The sequence below is a fragment of the Bradyrhizobium sp. RDI18 genome (assembly GCF_043203335.1).
GTDB lineage: Bacteria > Pseudomonadota > Alphaproteobacteria > Rhizobiales > Xanthobacteraceae > Bradyrhizobium > Bradyrhizobium retamae.
On sequence record NZ_JBICRN010000008.1, the window covers coordinates 6,192,465 to 6,209,672 of the forward strand.

Genomic DNA, 17,208 nt, shown 5'->3' on the forward strand with positions numbered 1-17,208 from the left:
TCCCGGGCAGGTTCCGCTACGATGCTGATGCGCGAGACTTGGCGGGAGGCCTGCGATGCCTATCTCTTTCTCGATGATCGTTTTGAACTCGCAGTTGGTCGTTGCGGTGGCCGACGGAGTGCCGAACTTCGACATCGCCCGGAGTTGTAGGCTCGATGTCGCCGCAACCACCGGCCTCTCTGTTGATCAGTCGATGAAGAGCTGCGTAAACGATGAGCAGAAAGCGAAGCGGCAGCTTGCAAGCCAATGGTCGAAATTCCCCGCGCCAGGCCGGGCAAGCTGCACCTCGCTAGAGAGCATCGGTGGCACGCCAAGCTACGTCAGTTTGCTGACCTGTCTGCAGATGGGGCAGTGGGTTAGGTGAGCCCGGCGTGATTCGCCGTCAGTAGCCAGGACAGGATGAACGCAGTTCGCCGCCACAACGGCCGGCTACCCTCGACCATGCGCTGGCCGCCGTCCCCTCAAGTCAGGACGGCGGCCGGTCAGTTTACTGCGTCAGCATTTTGAATGTCTCCTCATCCGGAAATCGGGTTTGAGATTTCCAAGTCTGAAGCGCTGCAAACCGGCGGCCGGCGGAAGGTCGGCCGCCGACGTCTCTGTCACTCTTATTGGGCCGACAAGCCCACCGTTGTCGGCGTCTTCACGATCGGCGGCGGATTCCATTTTCCGGTCAGCGCCTCCGACTTCGGGCTGTAGAGACGCATGGTCAGATTGAAGGCTCCCTTCGGTGCCGGAAGCCAGTTGGCTTCCTTGTCCTTGCCCGGGTGCGCGTTCTGGAAGTAGAGATCGAGCGAACCATCGGCATTGTATTTGAACGGCATCCAGCTAGAGACGGCGAAGCGGTTCAGGACGTTACCGACCTGGAATCCTTCCGGATCGTAGAGGGTGATCGACCAGAACGCATGGGTAGGCGGGGCGGCGCCCTTCTCGAACGTGATCGTATATTTGTTCGCGCCATCGAGCGGCTTGCCGGATTCGTCGCCGAGATTGAGTGGATAGATGGCGTCCTCGGGCAGGTTTGCACCGAGTCCGACCTGAGCGACGATCGCCCGCTTCAAATAGTAGTTGCCGTAAACACCCATCGTGTCGGTGTTCATCGACCAGCCATTCGCAACCCGCGCCACCGTCGGTATCTTCCAGGCCATCAGCTTCTGCGCGTCCTGCGGTGCGGTCTCCAGTGCTCTCTGCACGGCCGGATCGAGCTTGCCGATGTCAAAGCTCTTGCCCGGCTCGATGCCAATTTTCTTCATCTGCGCGATGATCGGCTCGTCGGTGATATGCGGCGGGTGAAGCTTGAGCAACTCGGCGGCACTGGCGAAATACACGCCCGCCGTCATGGCATCGACCTGGGCCTTTGGCGGCGTCTTCATGTCGATGCTTGGGTCGATCTTGGCCTCGACCGGCTTCGGCGCCTTGCCGAATTCTGAAAGCGGGGTGACCTTGTAGCCGGCCTGGATCTTGTGAACTGCAGCGTAGTCCGCCGGGCCGTCCGTCTTGGTGCGGCCAATGACCCAGACATAGGGCGTTGGCGCTTCGATCCGCTGCGTGTCCTTTGGAAGCTTGAACTCCTCGGCAAATTTTTCGCGCAGATCCGGCCTCCAGCCTGGGGGAGTGATCAGGAACGTCCCGGCCTTGGTGCCCGTCGTCCGCCAGCCCGGTGACGCAAAGACATCGGTCCACATGTCGAGCATCGGCAACAGGTAGTAGCGTCCATTGGTGTCCGGAACGGAAATGACGACGGGCTCCTTGGTCATGTCCAGCCATGAGGCGGAATACAACGTGTCGAAGTTGGTTCGCACGACACCCTTGAAGTCCGCCGGCGGGTATTCGCGCACGTTGACGAACGTATTCATCGGGCCCTTGAAAGGTTCTTTGCCTTGTTCGACGTTTGTAAATTGCTTGCGGGACATGTCCATCGACATGATGGGGTAGAGGTAAATGTAGGCGTCCACTGCGATAGCGTGCGCCTCCTCTTCGGTGATAGCCGGCGCCGCCTGGGCCAGCGCGGCGGGTGCTGTCGCCGCACCAAGGCAGAGAGACAATGTCAGTGGCAGGATTCCGCGAAACATGTCGAACCTCCTCTTCCAATGTGTTGACTATAAACTTGCGGCTTCGTTCAATTCTCCTTGTGCGCCATCGCTTGATGGTCGGCGCGCCGCTTCTTTCGGTTAGCTGATCGGCAATGATATTATTGCCGGGGCGGCGTCGCGCGCGTGCCTTCTCGTTCAGTAACAGGGCGCCACGCCGGTCAAGGCGAGTGTGTCGCCCTGCAACGTCGCGCCGCGAGAGTTGAGCACGAACAGCGAGGGCACGATCTCAGGTTTGGCTGGAGCTGATGGCGTGCCGATTGTTTTCATGGAGGGTGGGCTGCCGCTTGCTGAGCAATCGCCGCTTCGGGCCCGTACAACGTTGCGGCTACGGCAGGCATTCCGAAAATCTGATTCAAGCTTGTGATACGCATGACAACATTCCATTTTGCAAAATCGACCAAGCGAGTTGAAACATTCGCGCTTGGGTGCCCGAGCGCGCGCACGTGCGACGCTTCTGCATCAAACGCCGCGAGGCGTATGCAGATCCGAAACAGGGTATTGGAAAAAGTGATGCTAGGAAGCTAACGGTTGAAATGCGGCTTCAGCTACCTCCACGCGCGTAACGTTAGCACAAGTGTGAAATGCGGGCTAGCTATCTTGGCGGGTGCTCTTGCCGAGGAGTCTTTCTTGCGATGTTTGGCGCGCGTTTTTGTCTCACATTATTTGTCTCACACTGATACGGCGCGTGGCGATCGCCGAATGGTCAGCGACGCTTCCCTAATCCCACGCGGGCCGAGGCAAAATGCGCGCACAAAGAACGTGCTGCGCGATTCCGATAATCAATTTAAGCAACCTGCGCGAGAGTGCCTTTATGCTGCATAGCGGCCGGCGAACTGGATGTCCGGCGACATAAATACAACTTTAACGAGCGAATTGTAAATTTGGAATCCAGCGATGATGCAGAAAATTGTCAAACTCCGTGACGTGGCATCGTCCGGCCGTCGTGTTGGCCCATCCGGTCAGCGGGCCGGCGATGCGCCGGGCTCGCCGACGGCGCCACCGTCGATCGAGCCGATCTGGGCGGTGGTTGATTCATTGTCGCGCACCCTCGAATGCATCAAGACCATGTGCGCGACCGAGCCGCACGGGCCGATCCGCGACAAGCTGGAGATCGAACGAACAAATCTCGTGATCGGGCTTTTTGTCGCGCGGATCGCGGCGATGCGGGTTTCGTCGAGCGAACCGATGCCGGAGGCTTTGTCCGAACCTAATGTCCCGATTGCCAGGCGCGGATGACGGCGCTCCGTTTCATCGCGTGCCGCTTTTCCAGAGCCGGACCATCGGCCCGTCTTCGCCCAGCACCGGATCGGTCTTCGGCAGCTTCACTTCCGGGATCGTCTTCAGCGCCTTGGCGTGGTTCTCCGGCGTCGGGCGCGTGATCTGCATCGGCGGTCCCGGCGGATAGGCGCCGACCACGCAGAAATCGGGGCTGGCGAACACGCATTGATGCCCGGTGCCGGCGGGAAGGATCGCGACATCGCCCGGCGTTATTTCGAGCTCCTTGCCGCTTATACCGCCGAAGCGGACGCGGGCCCGGCCGCGGGCGACGCCGAGCGCCTCGTGCACCGTGGCGTGGTAGTGCACATAGTCGTAGACGCCGTTGCGCCACATGGCGCCCCAGCCATTGCCGCCGAACAGCGTCTCGATGGTCTTTTCCGGGTGATCGTTGGCGACATAGACCGCACCCTTGTAAACCAGCAGCGGCAGGCGATTGTTGGGCACGAGGCCGTCATCCTCGAACACGAAGGTGAGCGGCTCGATATCGGCGCTGACGACGGACATGGTTGTTCTCCACAAATCGCAGCATCGTAGGATGGGCAAAGGAGCCCACCATTCCGAGCGCGGACGTGAATGGTGGGCACGGCGCAAGTGCGCCTCTGCCCACCCTACAATTCAGAACCGCCCGCCGCGCTTCACGTTCCCTTCGGAATCTCGAAAACCAGACACGTTGTCGTCGCATGCGCGAGCAGGCGGCCGTTGGTGTCGGTGATCCGCGCCTCCGCGGTGGCGGCGCGGCGGCCGACATTGAGCGTCTTGCCCTCGGTGCGGACAGGCCCGGTATCCTTTGTCATGCCCTTGATGAAAGAGATCTTGAATTCCAGCGTGGTGTAGCCGGTGCCGGCGGGAAGGGCGGAATGCACCGCAAGGCCCATCGCGGAATCCAGCAGGATCGCGGCATAGCCGCCATGCACCGAGCCGATCGGATTGTAATGCCGGAAGCCGGGCACGCTGTAGAACACCACATGTCCCTTCTCGGCGGTGGAGTCGAACGGCTCGACATTCTGCATGATCGGCGGCGCCGGCAACTTGCCTTCGAAGATGGCGCGCACGAAGTCGAGGCCGGACATCGAGGCCATGACGTCGGTCGGTGCCACGCCGTATTCGACGGTGGAAGCGGGTTTGTCAGCCATGGGTTGTCCGGCTATTTGGTTATGATGATGCTCATATTAATTCATCGGAAAACCCGCAACAAACCATCGTGTCCCGGACGCCGTGCAGCGTGCTCCCGGCGATGCGAAGCATCGTCCGGTACGCTGCACCGCAGAGCCGGGACCCATTGGCTGAACTGGGATGAAACGTAGGCCCCGGATCAGCGGCGCGCTGCGCAGCATCCGGGGCACGAGAGCGCTTACGCCCGCTTCTTCTCTCGCATCAGATCCGCAAACCGCTTGAACAGGTAATGCGAGTCACGCGGCCCCGGCGAGGCTTCCGGGTGATACTGCACGGAGAACACCGGCTTGCCCTTGAGCTCGATGCCGCAATTGGAGCCGTCGAACAGCGAGATGTGGGTCTGCATCGCGCCCTCGGGCAGCGTAGCCTGGTCGACGGCAAAGCCGTGGTTCATCGAGGTAATCTCCACCTTGCCGGTGGTTTCGTCCTTGACCGGATGATTGGCGCCGTGATGGCCCTGATGCATCTTTTTGGTCTTGGCGCCGACGGCCAGGCCCAGCATCTGATGACCGAGGCAAATACCGAACGTCGGCGTGCCGGACTGGATCACCTGCTGAATCACGGGCACCGCATATTTGCCGGTCGCGGCCGGGTCACCCGGGCCGTTGGAAAGAAACACGCCGTCCGGCTTCATCGCCAGAATGTCTTCGGCCGAGGTCGTCGCCGGCACCACCGTGACCTTGCAGCCTTCACCGGCCAACAGCCGCAAAATGTTGCGCTTGATGCCGTAGTCGATCGCGACCACGTTGAACTCAGGTTCGCTCTGCCGGCCAAAGCCGTTCTGCCAGGCCCACGGCGTCTCATCCCAGGTAAAGCGCTGGCCCGACGTCACCATCGGCACCAGATCCATGCCTTCCAGGCCGGGCCATTCGCGCGCCTCTTCCTTCAGGCCGTGCAGGTCGAACACGCCGTTCTTGGCATGCGCAATCACCGCGTTCGGCATGCCCTTTGAGCGGATCAGCGCAGTCAGCGCCCTTGTATCGATACCCGACAGCCCGATGATGCCGCGGGCGCGCAGCCACTGATCGAGGTGCCGCGTGGCGCGGTAGTTCGAGGGATCGGTGATGGCCGTGCGCAGGATAACGCCGCGCGCGCCCGGCGTCGCCGCCATGTTCACCGTCTCGATATCCTCGTCGTTGGTGCCGACATTGCCGATATGCGGGAAGGTGAAGGTGATGAGTTGCCCGGCATAGGAGGGATCGGTGAGGATCTCCTCATAACCGGTCATCGCGGTGTTGAAGCAGACTTCGCCGACGGCGTGGCCTTCCGCGCCGAGGCCAAATCCCTCCAGCACGGTACCATCGGCAAGCACGAGGAGCGCGGTCGGTTTATGGTCCGGCCAGGCTGAAGCGTTTTCAGATGTTGTCATGAGCGCACTTCATAGTCGCAAGCACCCCCGCGCGTCAAAGCCGGAAGGCCAAGAAAAGCCAAAGAAAACCGGCTATTCACATGCGTTTGCCGCATATTTGACAGCCGGTTCTATGGACTTGAGCCGGTTTTTCCGGTTTTTCACCAAATCCGGTCGAATCTGGAACCGGCAGGACAATTCGACTGCCGATCCTGGTCGTTCCCGTCCTATATAGGTGGAATCGTTACATAACCCGGCGGCACCATTCTCAGTGAGGCAATCATGCTGCGCGACGACATCAACAATGCGGTCAAGGACGCCATGAGGGCGAAGGACGAGCGCAAGCTCTCCACGCTGCGCATGGTCAATTCGACCATCAAGAACGCCGACATCGACGCGCGCGGGCAGGGCAAGCCACCGCTGTCGGATGCCGACGTGCTCGGCGTGCTGCAGAAGATGATCAAGCAGCGCCAGGAATCGGTCGAGCTCTACGACAAGGGTGGCCGCGCCGAGCTGGCCGCGCAGGAGCGCGAGGAGATCGCGGTGATCTCCGCCTATCTGCCGAAGCAGATGTCGGACGACGAGGTGAAGGCCGCGATCTCAGCTGCCATCGCCGAGACCGGCGCCGCCGGCATGAAGGACATGGGCAAGGTGATCGGCGTGCTGCGTGCGAAATTCGCCGGCCAGATGGATTTCGGCAAGGCCAGCGGTTTGGTGAAGGCGGCGCTGACTGGATAAATTTTTTTACGCTCGGGAACCTTCGCGCTGATGAAACATCGTTTGAGTCAAACTCGGAGTGATGACGTAGCGCAGCGAGAGCGGAGAAAGGCATGGCTGATCAGCAAGCGCCACCCGCCGGTCCCGATCTATCAAAGGGCATAGCCCCGTCGGAATTCGCAGGGGAGATGTTGCTCGGCCATGTCGGCGACGATGAAGTGCTGCTGGTGCGTTCGGGACCGGAGATCTTTGCGGTCGGCGCGCATTGCACCCATTATCACGGGCCGCTCGCGGAGGGCCTCGTCACAGGCGAGGGCATCCGTTGCCCCTGGCATCATGCCTGTTTTGACTTGCGCACCGGCGAAGCGATCCGGGCGCCGGCGCTCAGTCCGGTCGCGGTCTGGAAAGTCGAGCAGCAAGACGGTCGCATCTTCGTTCGGGAAAAGCGCGAACAGCCCAAGCCGCAGGTGAAGGGCGTCACCGACGCGCCCGGCCGGATCGTGATCATAGGCGGTGGCGCGGCGGGTTTTGCCGCCGCCGAGATGCTGCGGCGGCAGGATTATCGCGGCAGCATCGTGATGCTGAGCCATGAGGCCGCGGCGCCGGTAGATCGGCCGAACCTGTCAAAAGACTATCTCGCCGGCAGCGCGCCGGAGGACTGGGTGCCGCTGCGGCCGGATGATTTCTACGCCGAGGCGAAGATCGACCTGCGGCTCAACACCGAGGTCACATCAATCGATCCCAACGCGCGCCATGTCGTCACATCAGGCGGCGAGACCATCCCCTATGACCGCTTGCTGCTGGCGACCGGCGCGGAGCCGGTGCGCCTGTCGATCCCAGGTGCGGACCAGCCGCACGTCCACGTGCTGCGCTCGCTGGCCGATTCCCGCGCCATCATCGCGTCGGCCGGCGGCGCGCGACGCGCGGTCGTGATCGGCGCCAGCTTCATCGGGCTCGAAGTCGCGGCGTCGCTGCGCGCCAGAAATATCGAGGTTCATGTCGTAGGCCTCGAGCAGCGGCCGATGGAGCGCGTGCTGGGGTCTGAGATGGGCGACTTCGTTCGTGCCCTGCATGAAGAGCACGGCGTCATCTTCCATCTCGGCGACACCGTAACAGCGATCGACGGCAAACGCGCGACGCTGAAAAGCGGCGGCGCGATCGACGCCGATATCGTGGTGGTCGGCGTCGGCGTGCGTCCGCGCCTTGAATTGGCCGAGCAGGCCGGGCTGGCGGTCGATCGTGGCGTGACGGTCAATGCCTATCTGGAAACCAGCATCCCCGGGATCTATGCCGCGGGCGATATTGCGCGCTGGCCCGATCCGCATTCCCTTGAGACCATTCGTGTCGAACATTGGGTGGTAGCCGAGCGTCAGGGCCAGACCGCCGCGCGAAACATGCTCGGGCAGCGCGAGCCGTTCCATGCGGTGCCGTTTTTCTGGAGCCAGCACTACGATGTGCCGATCAATTATGTCGGTTACGCCGAGAAGTGGGACGAAATCACCGTCGACGGCGATGTCCCCGGCAAGGATTGCCTGCTGCAGTACAAGCGCAACGGCCGCGTGCTCGCCGTCGCCTCGATCTATCGGGACCTCGCAAGCCTTGAGGCAGAGCTTGCGATGGAGAAGGCGCGGGCGCCTTAAGTCAGGCCACAAAAGGTAGCCCCACGTCATGCCCGGGCTTGTCCCGGGCATCCACGTCTTTAAACTCGCGGCAAGCAAGAACGTGGATGGCCGGGACTTTTGATGCGAAGACGCGCTTCGCGCTTCTTGCCATGACGAGAGGAAACGACCAAGACCATGCTCACCGAAGCCTCCACCTACGACGAGCTCTACCGCAACTTCCGCTGGGACATTCCCGCTCGCTTCAACATGGCGACCGCGTGCTGTGACCGGCATGCGGATGGTTCAGGCCGGCTGGCGCTGATCTATGTCGACGAGGGCGGCGCCACGACGCGCACGTCCTTCGACGAGGTCGCGGAGCAGTCGCGCCGTTTTGCCAACGTGCTGAAAGCAGACGGCCTGTCGCGCGGCGACCGCGTCGCGGTGTTCCTGTCGCAATCGCTTGAACTGCCGATCGCGCATTTCGCCGCGTTTCGCTCCGGCATGATCTCGATCCCGCTGTTCGCGCTGTTCGGCGAGGACGCGCTGGAGTTTCGCCTGTCGAACTCCGAGGCCAAGGCTGTCGTTACCGACGAGGCCGGTTGGGAGAAGCTTGCGAAAATACGCGATCGTCTTCCTGAGCTAAAGAACGTTTATGTCATCGGCGACCGGGTGCCTGCCGGCACAAAGCCGTTCTGGTCGTCGCTGAAGGCCGCGTCGCCGGAGTTCGCCACCGTCGACACCGCAGCCGACGATCCCGCCTTGATCATCTACACCTCCGGCACCACAGGCAATCCGAAGGGCGCGCTGCATGCGCATCGCGTGGTGCTCGGCCATCTGCCGAATGTCGAGATGTGCCACAACTTCTTGCCGCGACCCGGCGACCTGATGTGGACACCGGCCGACTGGGCCTGGATCGGCGGATTGATCAACGGCCTGCTGGCGTTCTGGTATCACGGCATTCCCCTGGTCGGCCACCGCGCGCGCAAATTCGAGCCGCAGGCAGCGATGGCGATGATGGCGGACTTAAGCATCCGCAACACGTTCCTGCCGCCGACCGCGCTGAAACTGATGCGGCAGGCCGGCGTGAAAAATTCCGGCGTAAAACTGCGCAGCATTTTTACCGGCGGTGAATCGCTCGGCGGCGAATTGCTCGGTTGGGTGCGCGAAACCTTCGGCATCGACGCGCATGAAGTGTTCGGCCAGACCGAATGCAACCTCGTGATCGGCAGCAATTCGAACCTGTTTCCGATCCGCCCCGGCTCGATGGGCAAGGCGACACCCGGCTTCGACGTCCGCATCGTCAACGATCGCGGCGAGGAATTGCCGAGGGGGAGCGCGGCATCATCGGCGTGCGCCAACCCTGTCCCTGCACCATGATCGAATACTGGAAGAATCCGGAAGCTACCGCGAAGAAATATGCCGGCGAATTTTTGCTGACCGGCGATCTCGGCGTGCAGGATGAGGACGGCTATTTCTGGTACGTCAGCCGCGAGGACGACGTGATTACCACCGCCGGCTATCGCGTCGGCCCGTCGGAGATCGAACATACGCTGATGAAGCATCCGGCGGTGGCGATGTCGGCGGTGGTCGGCATTCCCGATCCGATCCGCACCGAATCCATCAAGGCCTGGATCGTACTGCGCCCGGGCTTTGCCGCGAGCGATGCGCTGGCGCGCGAAATCCGGGAGTTCGTGAAAGTGCAGCTCGCCGCCCACGAATACCCGCGCTTCGTGCAGTTCGCCGACACGCTGCCGATGACCGCAACGGGAAAGGTGCTGCGGCGCGAGTTAAGGGCGTTGGGGTAGTTTCGTCGTCCCTGCGAACGCAGGGACCCATAACCCAGCGGAAGCTGTTTTGTACGCCGGTCTCTGTCCTTTCCAGCAACAAAGGCCGCGGAGTATGGGTCCCTGCGTTCGCAGGGACGACGGTGAGGTCAACGCGCCCTCAGGACCGAACGCAGCATCGATGCCAGATCGTGCCGACGGTAGGGCTTGTTCAGAATCCTTACGTCGCGGCCGGCCCCATCGATCGCCTCGACGGGATGTTCGCTATGGCCGGAAGTCAGGAGGATCTTCAACTGAGGCCGCAGGCGGGCGGCTTGCTTCGCAAGCTCGGTTCCGAACATGCCGCCGGGCATCACGACATCCGTGAACAGGAGATGGATGTTGTCCGGGCCGCGCAATAGTTCGAGCGCCGTGGGCGCGTTGGGCGTGACGATGACGCGGTAGCCGAGCGCCTTCAATTCGCCTTCAACATAGCGGCGCACCATGTCGTCGTCCTCGACGACGAGAATGGTCTCGCTGCCGGTGGGCGCGGCCGGCTGACCGGCGGACGGCGCGGTGGTCGTCTGAATTGCCCCAATGCGGGGGAAGAACAGCTTGACGGCGGTGCCGTGCCCCGGTGCGGAGCGTATCTGCATCGACCCGCCGGATTGCTGCGCGAATCCGTAAACCATGCTCAGGCCGAGACCCGTGCCTTTGCCCACCTCCTTGGTGGTGAAGAACGGCTCGAAGGCGCGGCTGGCGACTTCGGGCGTCATGCCGGTGCCGGTATCCGTAACGGCGATCATCACATAATCGCCGTGACGCGCCTCACCGTTGACGTCCACGTCGGATTCACCGAGTGACGTATTTTGCACCTCGACCGTCAGCTTGCCGCCTGATGGCATGGCGTCGCGCGCATTCAGCACCAGATTGAGCAGTGCCGACGCCAGTTGGCCGGGATCGACACTGACCTGCCACAGGTCTTGATCAAGCCGGAATTCACATTCGATATGCTCTCCGAGCGTCCGGCGCAGCAACTGCTCCATGCCGACGATCTTCCGGCCGATGTCGATGTGCTTCGGCATCAAGGGCTGCTTGCGCGCGAACGCGAGCAGGCTGCGCGTCAGGTCCGAGCCGCGTTCGGCAGCGGTCGCGATGCTCTCGGCGATCCTTTGCAATTCCTTGTGTGTCGCAAGCTTCTCGGCAAGGTGCTCCGCATTGCCGAGAATGACGGTCAACAGGTTGTTGAAATCATGCGCCACGCCGCCGGTGAGCTGACCCATCGCCTCCATTTTCTGGGATTGGGTGAGTTTCTGGTTGAGCTCGTCGATGGCGGCGCGCTGATGCTGGAGCGATTCAGCGGTGCCGTTGAGCAATGTCATCAGCCCGCCGAGTTCGCCGCGCGGATGGGGTGGAGCAATCCGCGCGCTCAGATCGCCAACTCCAAGCTTCGTCGCCATCGCAGCCAGGCGTCCGACCTGACGACCGATGCTCATCGTCGCCAGAACCCATACGCCTGCAAGCAACAGCAGCGACGCCACCGCAAGCATCGCCAGGTCCTCGTAGAGGCGGCGATTGGCTGCGGCCACCAAACCGTCCTTGGCTCGCCCGACCATAAGGTAGAGTCCGGCATCGCGCACCGAGGGGAGCGCGCGGCGGTCCAGACATGGGTTCGGCCGTCCCGCCCGGTTACTTCGCGAAACGACTCATGATTCGGCGAGGCCGCAAACCGGAACAGCTCGGAAGTTGCGATTGATGTGCCGGGCGGTTCGGTCCAGTCCTTGCCCTCGGGCGCGACAAGGATCGTGCCTTTCCTGTCGACGAGCAGAATCTGGTTGTCGTTCGACAGCCGCTTGTCGTGGTCATCGGCGAACTTCTTCAGATTGAACGAGGCGAGCAGGATGAATTTCAGCTCTGCCGTTTCCGAGCGAACGGGATAGGCGATCTGCAACACGGAGGTCCCCGTCAACCGGCCGAACACAGGCTGGAGCGTGACGGTGCCGTGTGCAACCAGCGCCTGCTTGAAATATTCGCGATCCCTGAGATCGAGCGTCCGGTCGGTTCGCAACGAGTCGCAGAACAGGCTGCCGTCCGGATTGATGGTCAAGATGCCGGTGTAGCGCGGATATTCTTCGCGCACGGCGGACAGGAAGGCGGAGCAAGCCGCCTTGTCACGCGTATCGAGATCGCGGGCGCGGGCGAGACCGTAGTGAAGCTGGGCCGTGCCCTGAATTTTTTCGTCGAGGTCGCTTGAGATGTCGTTGGCGGTTGCCGACAGGCTGGCACGCGCGGCGTCGATGTCGCCTGCGCGATTCTGGACGAAGCGCAGTCCCACAAGGATGGCCGGCACCAGCATCGCGGCGATAACCAGTATCAATAGCCGTGTGCGCAGGCTCATCGGTGCGTCGTTCCGCGCTCAAATCAGCGTGTTGCGATAGAATAACGTCAAATCTGAATGCCGTCTTAGAACTCGTGCTGGAATATCCCTTAGGCGGGCGTGAGTCCACTCGCGGAGAACTGTATCCCCGTCACCGTCGTCCCTGCGAACGCAGGGACCCATAACCACTGGTGGCAATAACTTGCACGCTAGTAGTTCCAACTTTTCCAACAACAACGGCCGCGGAGTATGGGTCTCTGCGTTCGCAGGGACGACGATAAGCTAACGACGAGCCTACGGTGTCCCGATCCCCAGCTCCTTCAGCGCGGCCAGCATCCGCTCCGGCGGCTGCATCTTGATTGTCAGCGCGTTGCCGGTCTCCAGCAGGCTCTTCAGGCTCGACAGGATTGCAGGCCAGCCTGTACGTCCGCCGGACAGGATGTCGTCGCTGATCTCCCGGTCATGCGATTGCAGCATCGTCAGTTTGACTACATCGTCGGCCTGCTCGATCTCGTAGGTGACGAGCGTCGGCCCGAGCTTTTCGAGCAGCGCCGGCCAGTTGACGTTGAAGGTGACGGTGAGCTTCCTCAGCGGTTCGCACTCGATCACCTCGCCCGAGATGTGCAGGGCGCCGTCCGGCGTGCGCATGATGAAGGCGCCGCCGACCCTGAGATCGACCTCGACCGCATGGCCGGAGAAATACTGCCTGGAAAACTCCGCTTGCGTCAGCGCCTCCCATACCTTCTCCGGCGTCGAGGCGATGTAGATCGTGTAGACGATGGCCGGCTTGAAGTTCCTGACGTCAATTTCGTTACGCTTGCTCATCACGCTTCTCCAACCGTCGTTTCAACCCAGAGAGCGCGGCGAGTTTCCCGCGCTCGAACTTCTTGATCCACCGATCGCCGATCTGATGGATCGGAACCGGATTGAGGTAGTGCAGCTTCTCGCGGCCATGCCTCAGTGTCGTGACGAGGTTGGCCGCCTCGAGAATTCCAAGGTGTTTGGTCACGGCCTGCCGCGTCATGTCGAGGCCGTCGCAGAGTTCGTTCAGCGTCTGTCCGTTTTTGGCGTGAAGCCGGTCCAACAAAGAGCGCCGTGACGCGTCGGCAAGCGCTTTGAAGACCTCATCCATGACGGAGATAATAGGCAACCAAAAGGTTGCATGTCAAGGCCGTGTTTTGGGCGCAGCTCAAGGCTGTGTTACTGTTCCGTCAGCCAACGCAGATTGGTTTTGAACAGTCGGGGTGGAACATGAGCGATCGCCTCAAACTCGCAGTCTTCTTCGCGATCTGTTTCCTCGCATCGTCAGGCATCGCTTTCGCGCAGCAACAAGTGATTGGGGCGCCGCCTGAAGCGCTCAACATGAAGCTGGTTGGAACCAGCGACCTGCAGGCGCGCAGCGCCTACCAGCCCACCATCCATCATCAGAGCGACCGCTGGATTGCCTATATCGGCCATCACGGCGGCAGCGACGAGACTCCAACGCCGGTCAATCCACAGACCGGCAAGACTGAGCCGAACGGCACGTCGATCGTCGACGTCACCGATCCCTCACAGCCGAAGTATCTGCGCCACCTGCCGGGTCAGGAGGGCAAGTATGAAGGCGGCGGCGCGCAGATGGTGCGAATTTGCGACGGCAAGGCGCTGCCGAAGGGCGATCGCAACGCGGTCTACATGCTGCGCACCTTCGGCGGCGAGGCGCATGAAATCTGGAACGTTGCCGATCCCACTAGTCCCGTATTGATCACGCGGATTGCGGGATTGAAGGACACGCACAAGAGCTGGTGGGAATGCGACACCGGCATTGCCTTCCTGGTCTCGGGCGCGCCGGACTGGCGAACGCGCCGCATGACGCAGGTCTATGATCTCTCCGATCCCGCGCACCCGCAGAAGATCCGCGATTTTGGTCTGCCCGGTCAGGAGCCGGGCTCGACCGGTGCGGTGCCGACCGAATTGCACGGTCCGATCTCGACGGGACCTTCCGGCAACCGGGTCTATTTCGGTTACGGTACCAACAAGGGCGGGATTCTGCAGATCGTCGATCGCGAGAAATTGCTGGGCGGGCCCAAAGAGCCAACCCCGGACAATCTGCGCTCGCCGGAAATTGCGCGGCTGACGATGTCGCCGTTCAACGGCGCGCATACGACGTTTCCGATGCCGGGCATGCCGATTGCGGAATTCGCGCGCGACAAGGACGGCAAGACCCGCGACATCGTGATGATCGTCGATGAGGCGATTTTGAACGAATGCAACGAGCCGCGGCAAATGGTGTGGTTCGCCGATGTCACGGTCGAGAACCGGCCGATGATGATTTCGAGCTACACCGTGCCGGAGGCGAGCGGAACGTTCTGCGAGCGGGGCGGGCGGTTCGGCGCGCATTCTTCCAACGAGAGCATGGCGCAGGTCTTCTACAAGAAGATGGCCTTCATCGCCTTCTTCAATGCCGGCGTTCGCGCGCTCGACATTCGCGATCCCTATCATCCCAAGGAGGTCGGCTATTTCATCCCGTCGATCACGGCGGCGACCGACAAACGCTGCGTCAAGATCGACGGCAAGGATCGCTGCAAGGTCGCGATCCAGACCAACAATGTCGAAACCGACGAACGCGGCTACATCTACATCGTCGATCGTGCCAATACCGGTCTGCACATCCTGGAACTGACCGGCCCGGCGCGCGTCGTCGCCGGCCTGCCGTGATGAGGCGGTGATGCGTCGATGGCCGGTCATCGTTATTGCGGCCGCCGCGCTCGGTGCGTTGTCGGGCGCCGCGGCCTACCAGCACATCGTGCCGCGCCAAGGCGAGCAGAAAGGCTCGTGGCAGGAGATCGCCTGGTCGTTCCCGCGTGATGGCTGGCCCGCGGGACGCGCCTTTCGTTGCCGCGGCGCGTCGTGTGGCGATGGCATCGAGGTATACGTTCGGCCGAAAATCGGCTTCTGCAACTGCGACCGCGGCGTCGCGGACGACGACGAAGTCGACCGCGTCGCGGATGTTGATTTGATCAGCCAGTACTTCGTGCCGCTCGCGCCGGGCGAGGTCGTGCAGGTCGCCGACATGGCCGGGCGGACCAGAGCCTATGATCTCAAACCATCCGATGGTTCGCGGCGCGCCGCCATCGGCATCGCCGTCTCGCGCCGCTGCGACCTCCTCGTTGCCGTCGCGCACGGTAACGGTGACGCGTGGGAAACGCGGCGCGCGGCGCTGGCGTTGCTGGCGACCCGCGAAATGACGCGCTGGATGATGGCCGCGATGGAGGGGAGATGACGGTAAAGACGGGGAGAGGAAGCAGAAGCACGGCTTCCATCTGCCGCCCCCGCGTGCATAATGACGTAACCGCTCTCCTACCGAGTTCCCCCATGTCCCTTCAGGTCTATCTCGCCTTTGTCGCCGCTTGCATTGCGCTCGCGCTGCTGCCGGGTCCCGTCGTCACGCTGCTGATCGCGAACGGCCTGCGGCACGGCACGCGCGCGGCGCTGATCAATTGTGCCGGTGCGCAAACCGGCCTTGCCATCGTGATCGGCATCGTTGCGGTCGGCCTGACGTCGCTGATGGCGACGATGGGCTACTGGTTCGACTGGGTGCGCTTTGCCGGCGCCGCCTATCTGATATGGCTCGGCATCAAGCTGATCTGGCAGCCTGCGGAAGGCGTCAACGCCGACGAGCCGCCACCGCCGCCGCGCGGCGGATTTTTCCTGCAGGGCCTGCTGGTGCTGCTGTCCAATCCGAAGGTGCTGGTGTTCTTCGGCGCGTTCATTCCGCAGTTCATGGACATGGAGAAGGACCACTTCCCGCAGGTGGCAGTGCTCGGCGTCACCTTCATGGTGATCGCGGCATCGACCGACGCGGTCTATGCGCTGCTGGCCGGACGCGCGCGAATGTTCTTCTCCAAGCAGCGGACACGGCTAGTGTCGCGCGTCTCCGGCGGCTTCATGATCGGCGGCGGCATCTGGCTGGCACTGACGCGGGCGCGGTGAGCTCGCGATCTGTGTGACGTAGCTAGTCCCGATCGGCCGCGAGTTGCAAGGGAACGCGATCTTCGCCTTGGCGAGACGCGATCAATTGCTGCTTGCGCAACATCTCCTCGATCTCCCCAAGTATCCGTGCCAGCCGCTCCGCCCAGGCCTTCTCGCCGGCGGGATCGAGATCAAATCCTGACGGATTTCGATCCCCGTATTCATCAGCCCGCGCGCCTCGCCATGCACGGGGATCGTGTAGTCGGTGTCGTCGCTGACCGCATAGGGCTCGTTGTCGCCGACCACAAGATCGCCCTCGGCGCGCAACGCTTGCAGCAAGCGCGGCGGCAGATGCTTGTCGCGGTGGTAGAGCGTGCCGATGTGCCAGGGCCGTGCAATCCCGGCATAGACCGGCGTGAAACTGTGCAGCGACACCAGCACCGTCGGCATGGCAGCGTTGCCGCGCTGGTCGATAATCTCGTCGATGCGCCGGTGGTAGGGATCGAAGATCTGCGCCCGCCGTATCGCGGCTGCCTCGCGCGAAATGCCTTCATTGCCGGGAATCGTGGTCGCCTCGCTGATGCGCGGGATCGAGCTTGCGACGTGCGGCGGGCGGTTGCAGTCGATGACGAGCCGTGAGTAGCGCTGCACGATCAGATGGGCATCGAGATGTTTTGAAAGCGCTTCCGCGACGCCGGCAATGCCGATGTCCCAGGCGATATGGCGTGTCAGTTCGCTCTCGGGCAGGCCAAGGTCGCCGAGCACGCGCGGAATGAGCCTTCCATAGTGATCGCACGTGAGCAGAAACGGCGAGCGGCCTGCGGTGTTGTATTCGTGGACTGGAGGAACATCCTCGGCGCTGAGAAGCAGGGCGGTGCCGGCGGCGTCGTTCAACGTATCTTCCTTGAGC

At 62.3% G+C, this 17,208-nt stretch carries 14 protein-coding genes and 3 pseudogenes; 8 read left to right on the forward strand and 9 right to left on the reverse strand.

Features of this window, described 5'->3' with window-relative positions; translation table 11 throughout:
- Positions 1-55: 55 nt before the first annotated feature.
- A complete protein-coding gene (locus ACFXS9_RS38950; RefSeq protein WP_392698612.1) occupies positions 56-364 on the forward strand; it encodes a hypothetical protein in 309 nt (102 codons plus the stop codon).
- Positions 365-605: 241 nt separating this feature from the next.
- On the opposite strand, the gene ACFXS9_RS38955 is transcribed toward ACFXS9_RS38950, so the two are convergent.
- On the reverse strand, positions 606-2,069 hold the full coding sequence (locus ACFXS9_RS38955) for a DUF1254 domain-containing protein (protein WP_392698614.1): 1,464 nt from the start codon (positions 2,067-2,069) through the stop codon (positions 606-608).
- A gap of 156 nt (positions 2,070-2,225) precedes the next feature.
- Complete coding sequence (locus ACFXS9_RS38960) at positions 2,226-2,357, reverse strand: hypothetical protein (protein WP_392698616.1); 132 nt, start codon at positions 2,355-2,357, stop codon at positions 2,226-2,228.
- A 627-nt stretch (positions 2,358-2,984) separates the two neighbouring features.
- Between ACFXS9_RS38960 and ACFXS9_RS38965 the strand changes: the two genes are divergently transcribed.
- Complete coding sequence (locus ACFXS9_RS38965; RefSeq protein ID WP_392698618.1) at positions 2,985-3,326, forward strand: hypothetical protein; 342 nt, start codon at positions 2,985-2,987, stop codon at positions 3,324-3,326.
- A gap of 12 nt (positions 3,327-3,338) precedes the next feature.
- Here the strand turns inward: ACFXS9_RS38965 and ACFXS9_RS38970 are convergent, their stop codons facing one another.
- The 3 genes from ACFXS9_RS38970 to carA form a co-directional block, all read right to left on the reverse strand.
- A complete protein-coding gene (locus tag ACFXS9_RS38970) occupies positions 3,339-3,872 on the reverse strand; it encodes a hypothetical protein (RefSeq protein WP_392698620.1) in 534 nt (177 codons plus the stop codon).
- A 131-nt stretch (positions 3,873-4,003) separates the two neighbouring features.
- Positions 4,004-4,501 (reverse strand): PaaI family thioesterase, encoded by a 498-nt coding sequence (locus tag ACFXS9_RS38975; RefSeq protein ID WP_392698622.1) that lies wholly within the window; start codon positions 4,499-4,501, stop codon positions 4,004-4,006.
- A 218-nt stretch (positions 4,502-4,719) separates the two neighbouring features.
- Complete coding sequence (gene carA / locus ACFXS9_RS38980) at positions 4,720-5,910, reverse strand: glutamine-hydrolyzing carbamoyl-phosphate synthase small subunit (RefSeq protein ID WP_028350201.1); 1,191 nt, start codon at positions 5,908-5,910, stop codon at positions 4,720-4,722.
- A gap of 261 nt (positions 5,911-6,171) precedes the next feature.
- Here carA and ACFXS9_RS38985 point away from each other — a divergent pair, with 261 nt between their 5' ends.
- The 3 genes and pseudogenes from ACFXS9_RS38985 (at position 6,172) to ACFXS9_RS38995 (ending at position 10,012) form a co-directional block, all read left to right on the forward strand.
- Positions 6,172-6,627 carry a GatB/YqeY domain-containing protein gene (locus tag ACFXS9_RS38985; RefSeq protein ID WP_213288810.1) on the forward strand — a complete coding sequence of 152 codons (456 nt, stop codon included), beginning with the start codon at positions 6,172-6,174 and terminating at the stop codon, positions 6,625-6,627.
- Positions 6,628-6,719: 92 nt separating this feature from the next.
- Positions 6,720-8,246 (forward strand): FAD-dependent oxidoreductase, encoded by a 1,527-nt coding sequence (locus ACFXS9_RS38990; RefSeq protein WP_392698625.1) that lies wholly within the window; start codon positions 6,720-6,722, stop codon positions 8,244-8,246.
- Positions 8,247-8,402: 156 nt separating this feature from the next.
- Positions 8,403-10,012: pseudogene (locus ACFXS9_RS38995) on the forward strand (acyl-CoA synthetase).
- 128 nt (positions 10,013-10,140) lie between these two features.
- On the opposite strand, the pseudogene ACFXS9_RS39000 reads toward ACFXS9_RS38995, so the two are convergent.
- The 3 genes and pseudogenes from ACFXS9_RS39000 to ACFXS9_RS39010 all read right to left on the reverse strand — a co-directional run bounded on the left by ACFXS9_RS39000 (position 10,141) and on the right by ACFXS9_RS39010 (position 13,479).
- A pseudogene (locus ACFXS9_RS39000) lies at positions 10,141-12,368 on the reverse strand (ATP-binding protein).
- Positions 12,369-12,641: 273 nt separating this feature from the next.
- Complete coding sequence (locus tag ACFXS9_RS39005; protein WP_392698626.1) at positions 12,642-13,172, reverse strand: SRPBCC family protein; 531 nt, start codon at positions 13,170-13,172, stop codon at positions 12,642-12,644.
- Positions 13,159-13,479 carry an ArsR/SmtB family transcription factor gene (locus tag ACFXS9_RS39010; RefSeq protein WP_392698628.1) on the reverse strand — a complete coding sequence of 107 codons (321 nt, stop codon included), beginning with the start codon at positions 13,477-13,479 and terminating at the stop codon, positions 13,159-13,161. Before ACFXS9_RS39010 ends, ACFXS9_RS39005 begins: the two co-directional genes overlap by 14 nt.
- 119 nt (positions 13,480-13,598) lie before the next feature.
- Here ACFXS9_RS39010 and ACFXS9_RS39015 point away from each other — a divergent pair, with 119 nt between their 5' ends.
- From ACFXS9_RS39015 to ACFXS9_RS39025, 3 genes are all read left to right on the forward strand, one after another.
- Positions 13,599-15,044 carry an LVIVD repeat-containing protein gene (locus ACFXS9_RS39015; RefSeq protein WP_392698630.1) on the forward strand — a complete coding sequence of 482 codons (1,446 nt, stop codon included), beginning with the start codon at positions 13,599-13,601 and terminating at the stop codon, positions 15,042-15,044.
- Positions 15,045-15,054: 10 nt separating this feature from the next.
- Positions 15,055-15,609: a hypothetical protein gene (locus ACFXS9_RS39020; RefSeq protein WP_392698632.1), complete on the forward strand. Its 555-nt coding sequence runs from the start codon at positions 15,055-15,057 to the stop codon at positions 15,607-15,609.
- A 92-nt stretch (positions 15,610-15,701) separates the two neighbouring features.
- Positions 15,702-16,319, forward strand: a complete 618-nt coding sequence (locus ACFXS9_RS39025) for a LysE family translocator (RefSeq protein WP_065743208.1) — start codon at positions 15,702-15,704, stop codon at positions 16,317-16,319.
- A gap of 22 nt (positions 16,320-16,341) precedes the next feature.
- On the opposite strand, the pseudogene ACFXS9_RS39030 reads toward ACFXS9_RS39025, so the two are convergent.
- Positions 16,342-17,192: pseudogene (locus ACFXS9_RS39030) on the reverse strand (N-formylglutamate amidohydrolase).
- Positions 17,193-17,208 lie beyond the last annotated feature (16 nt).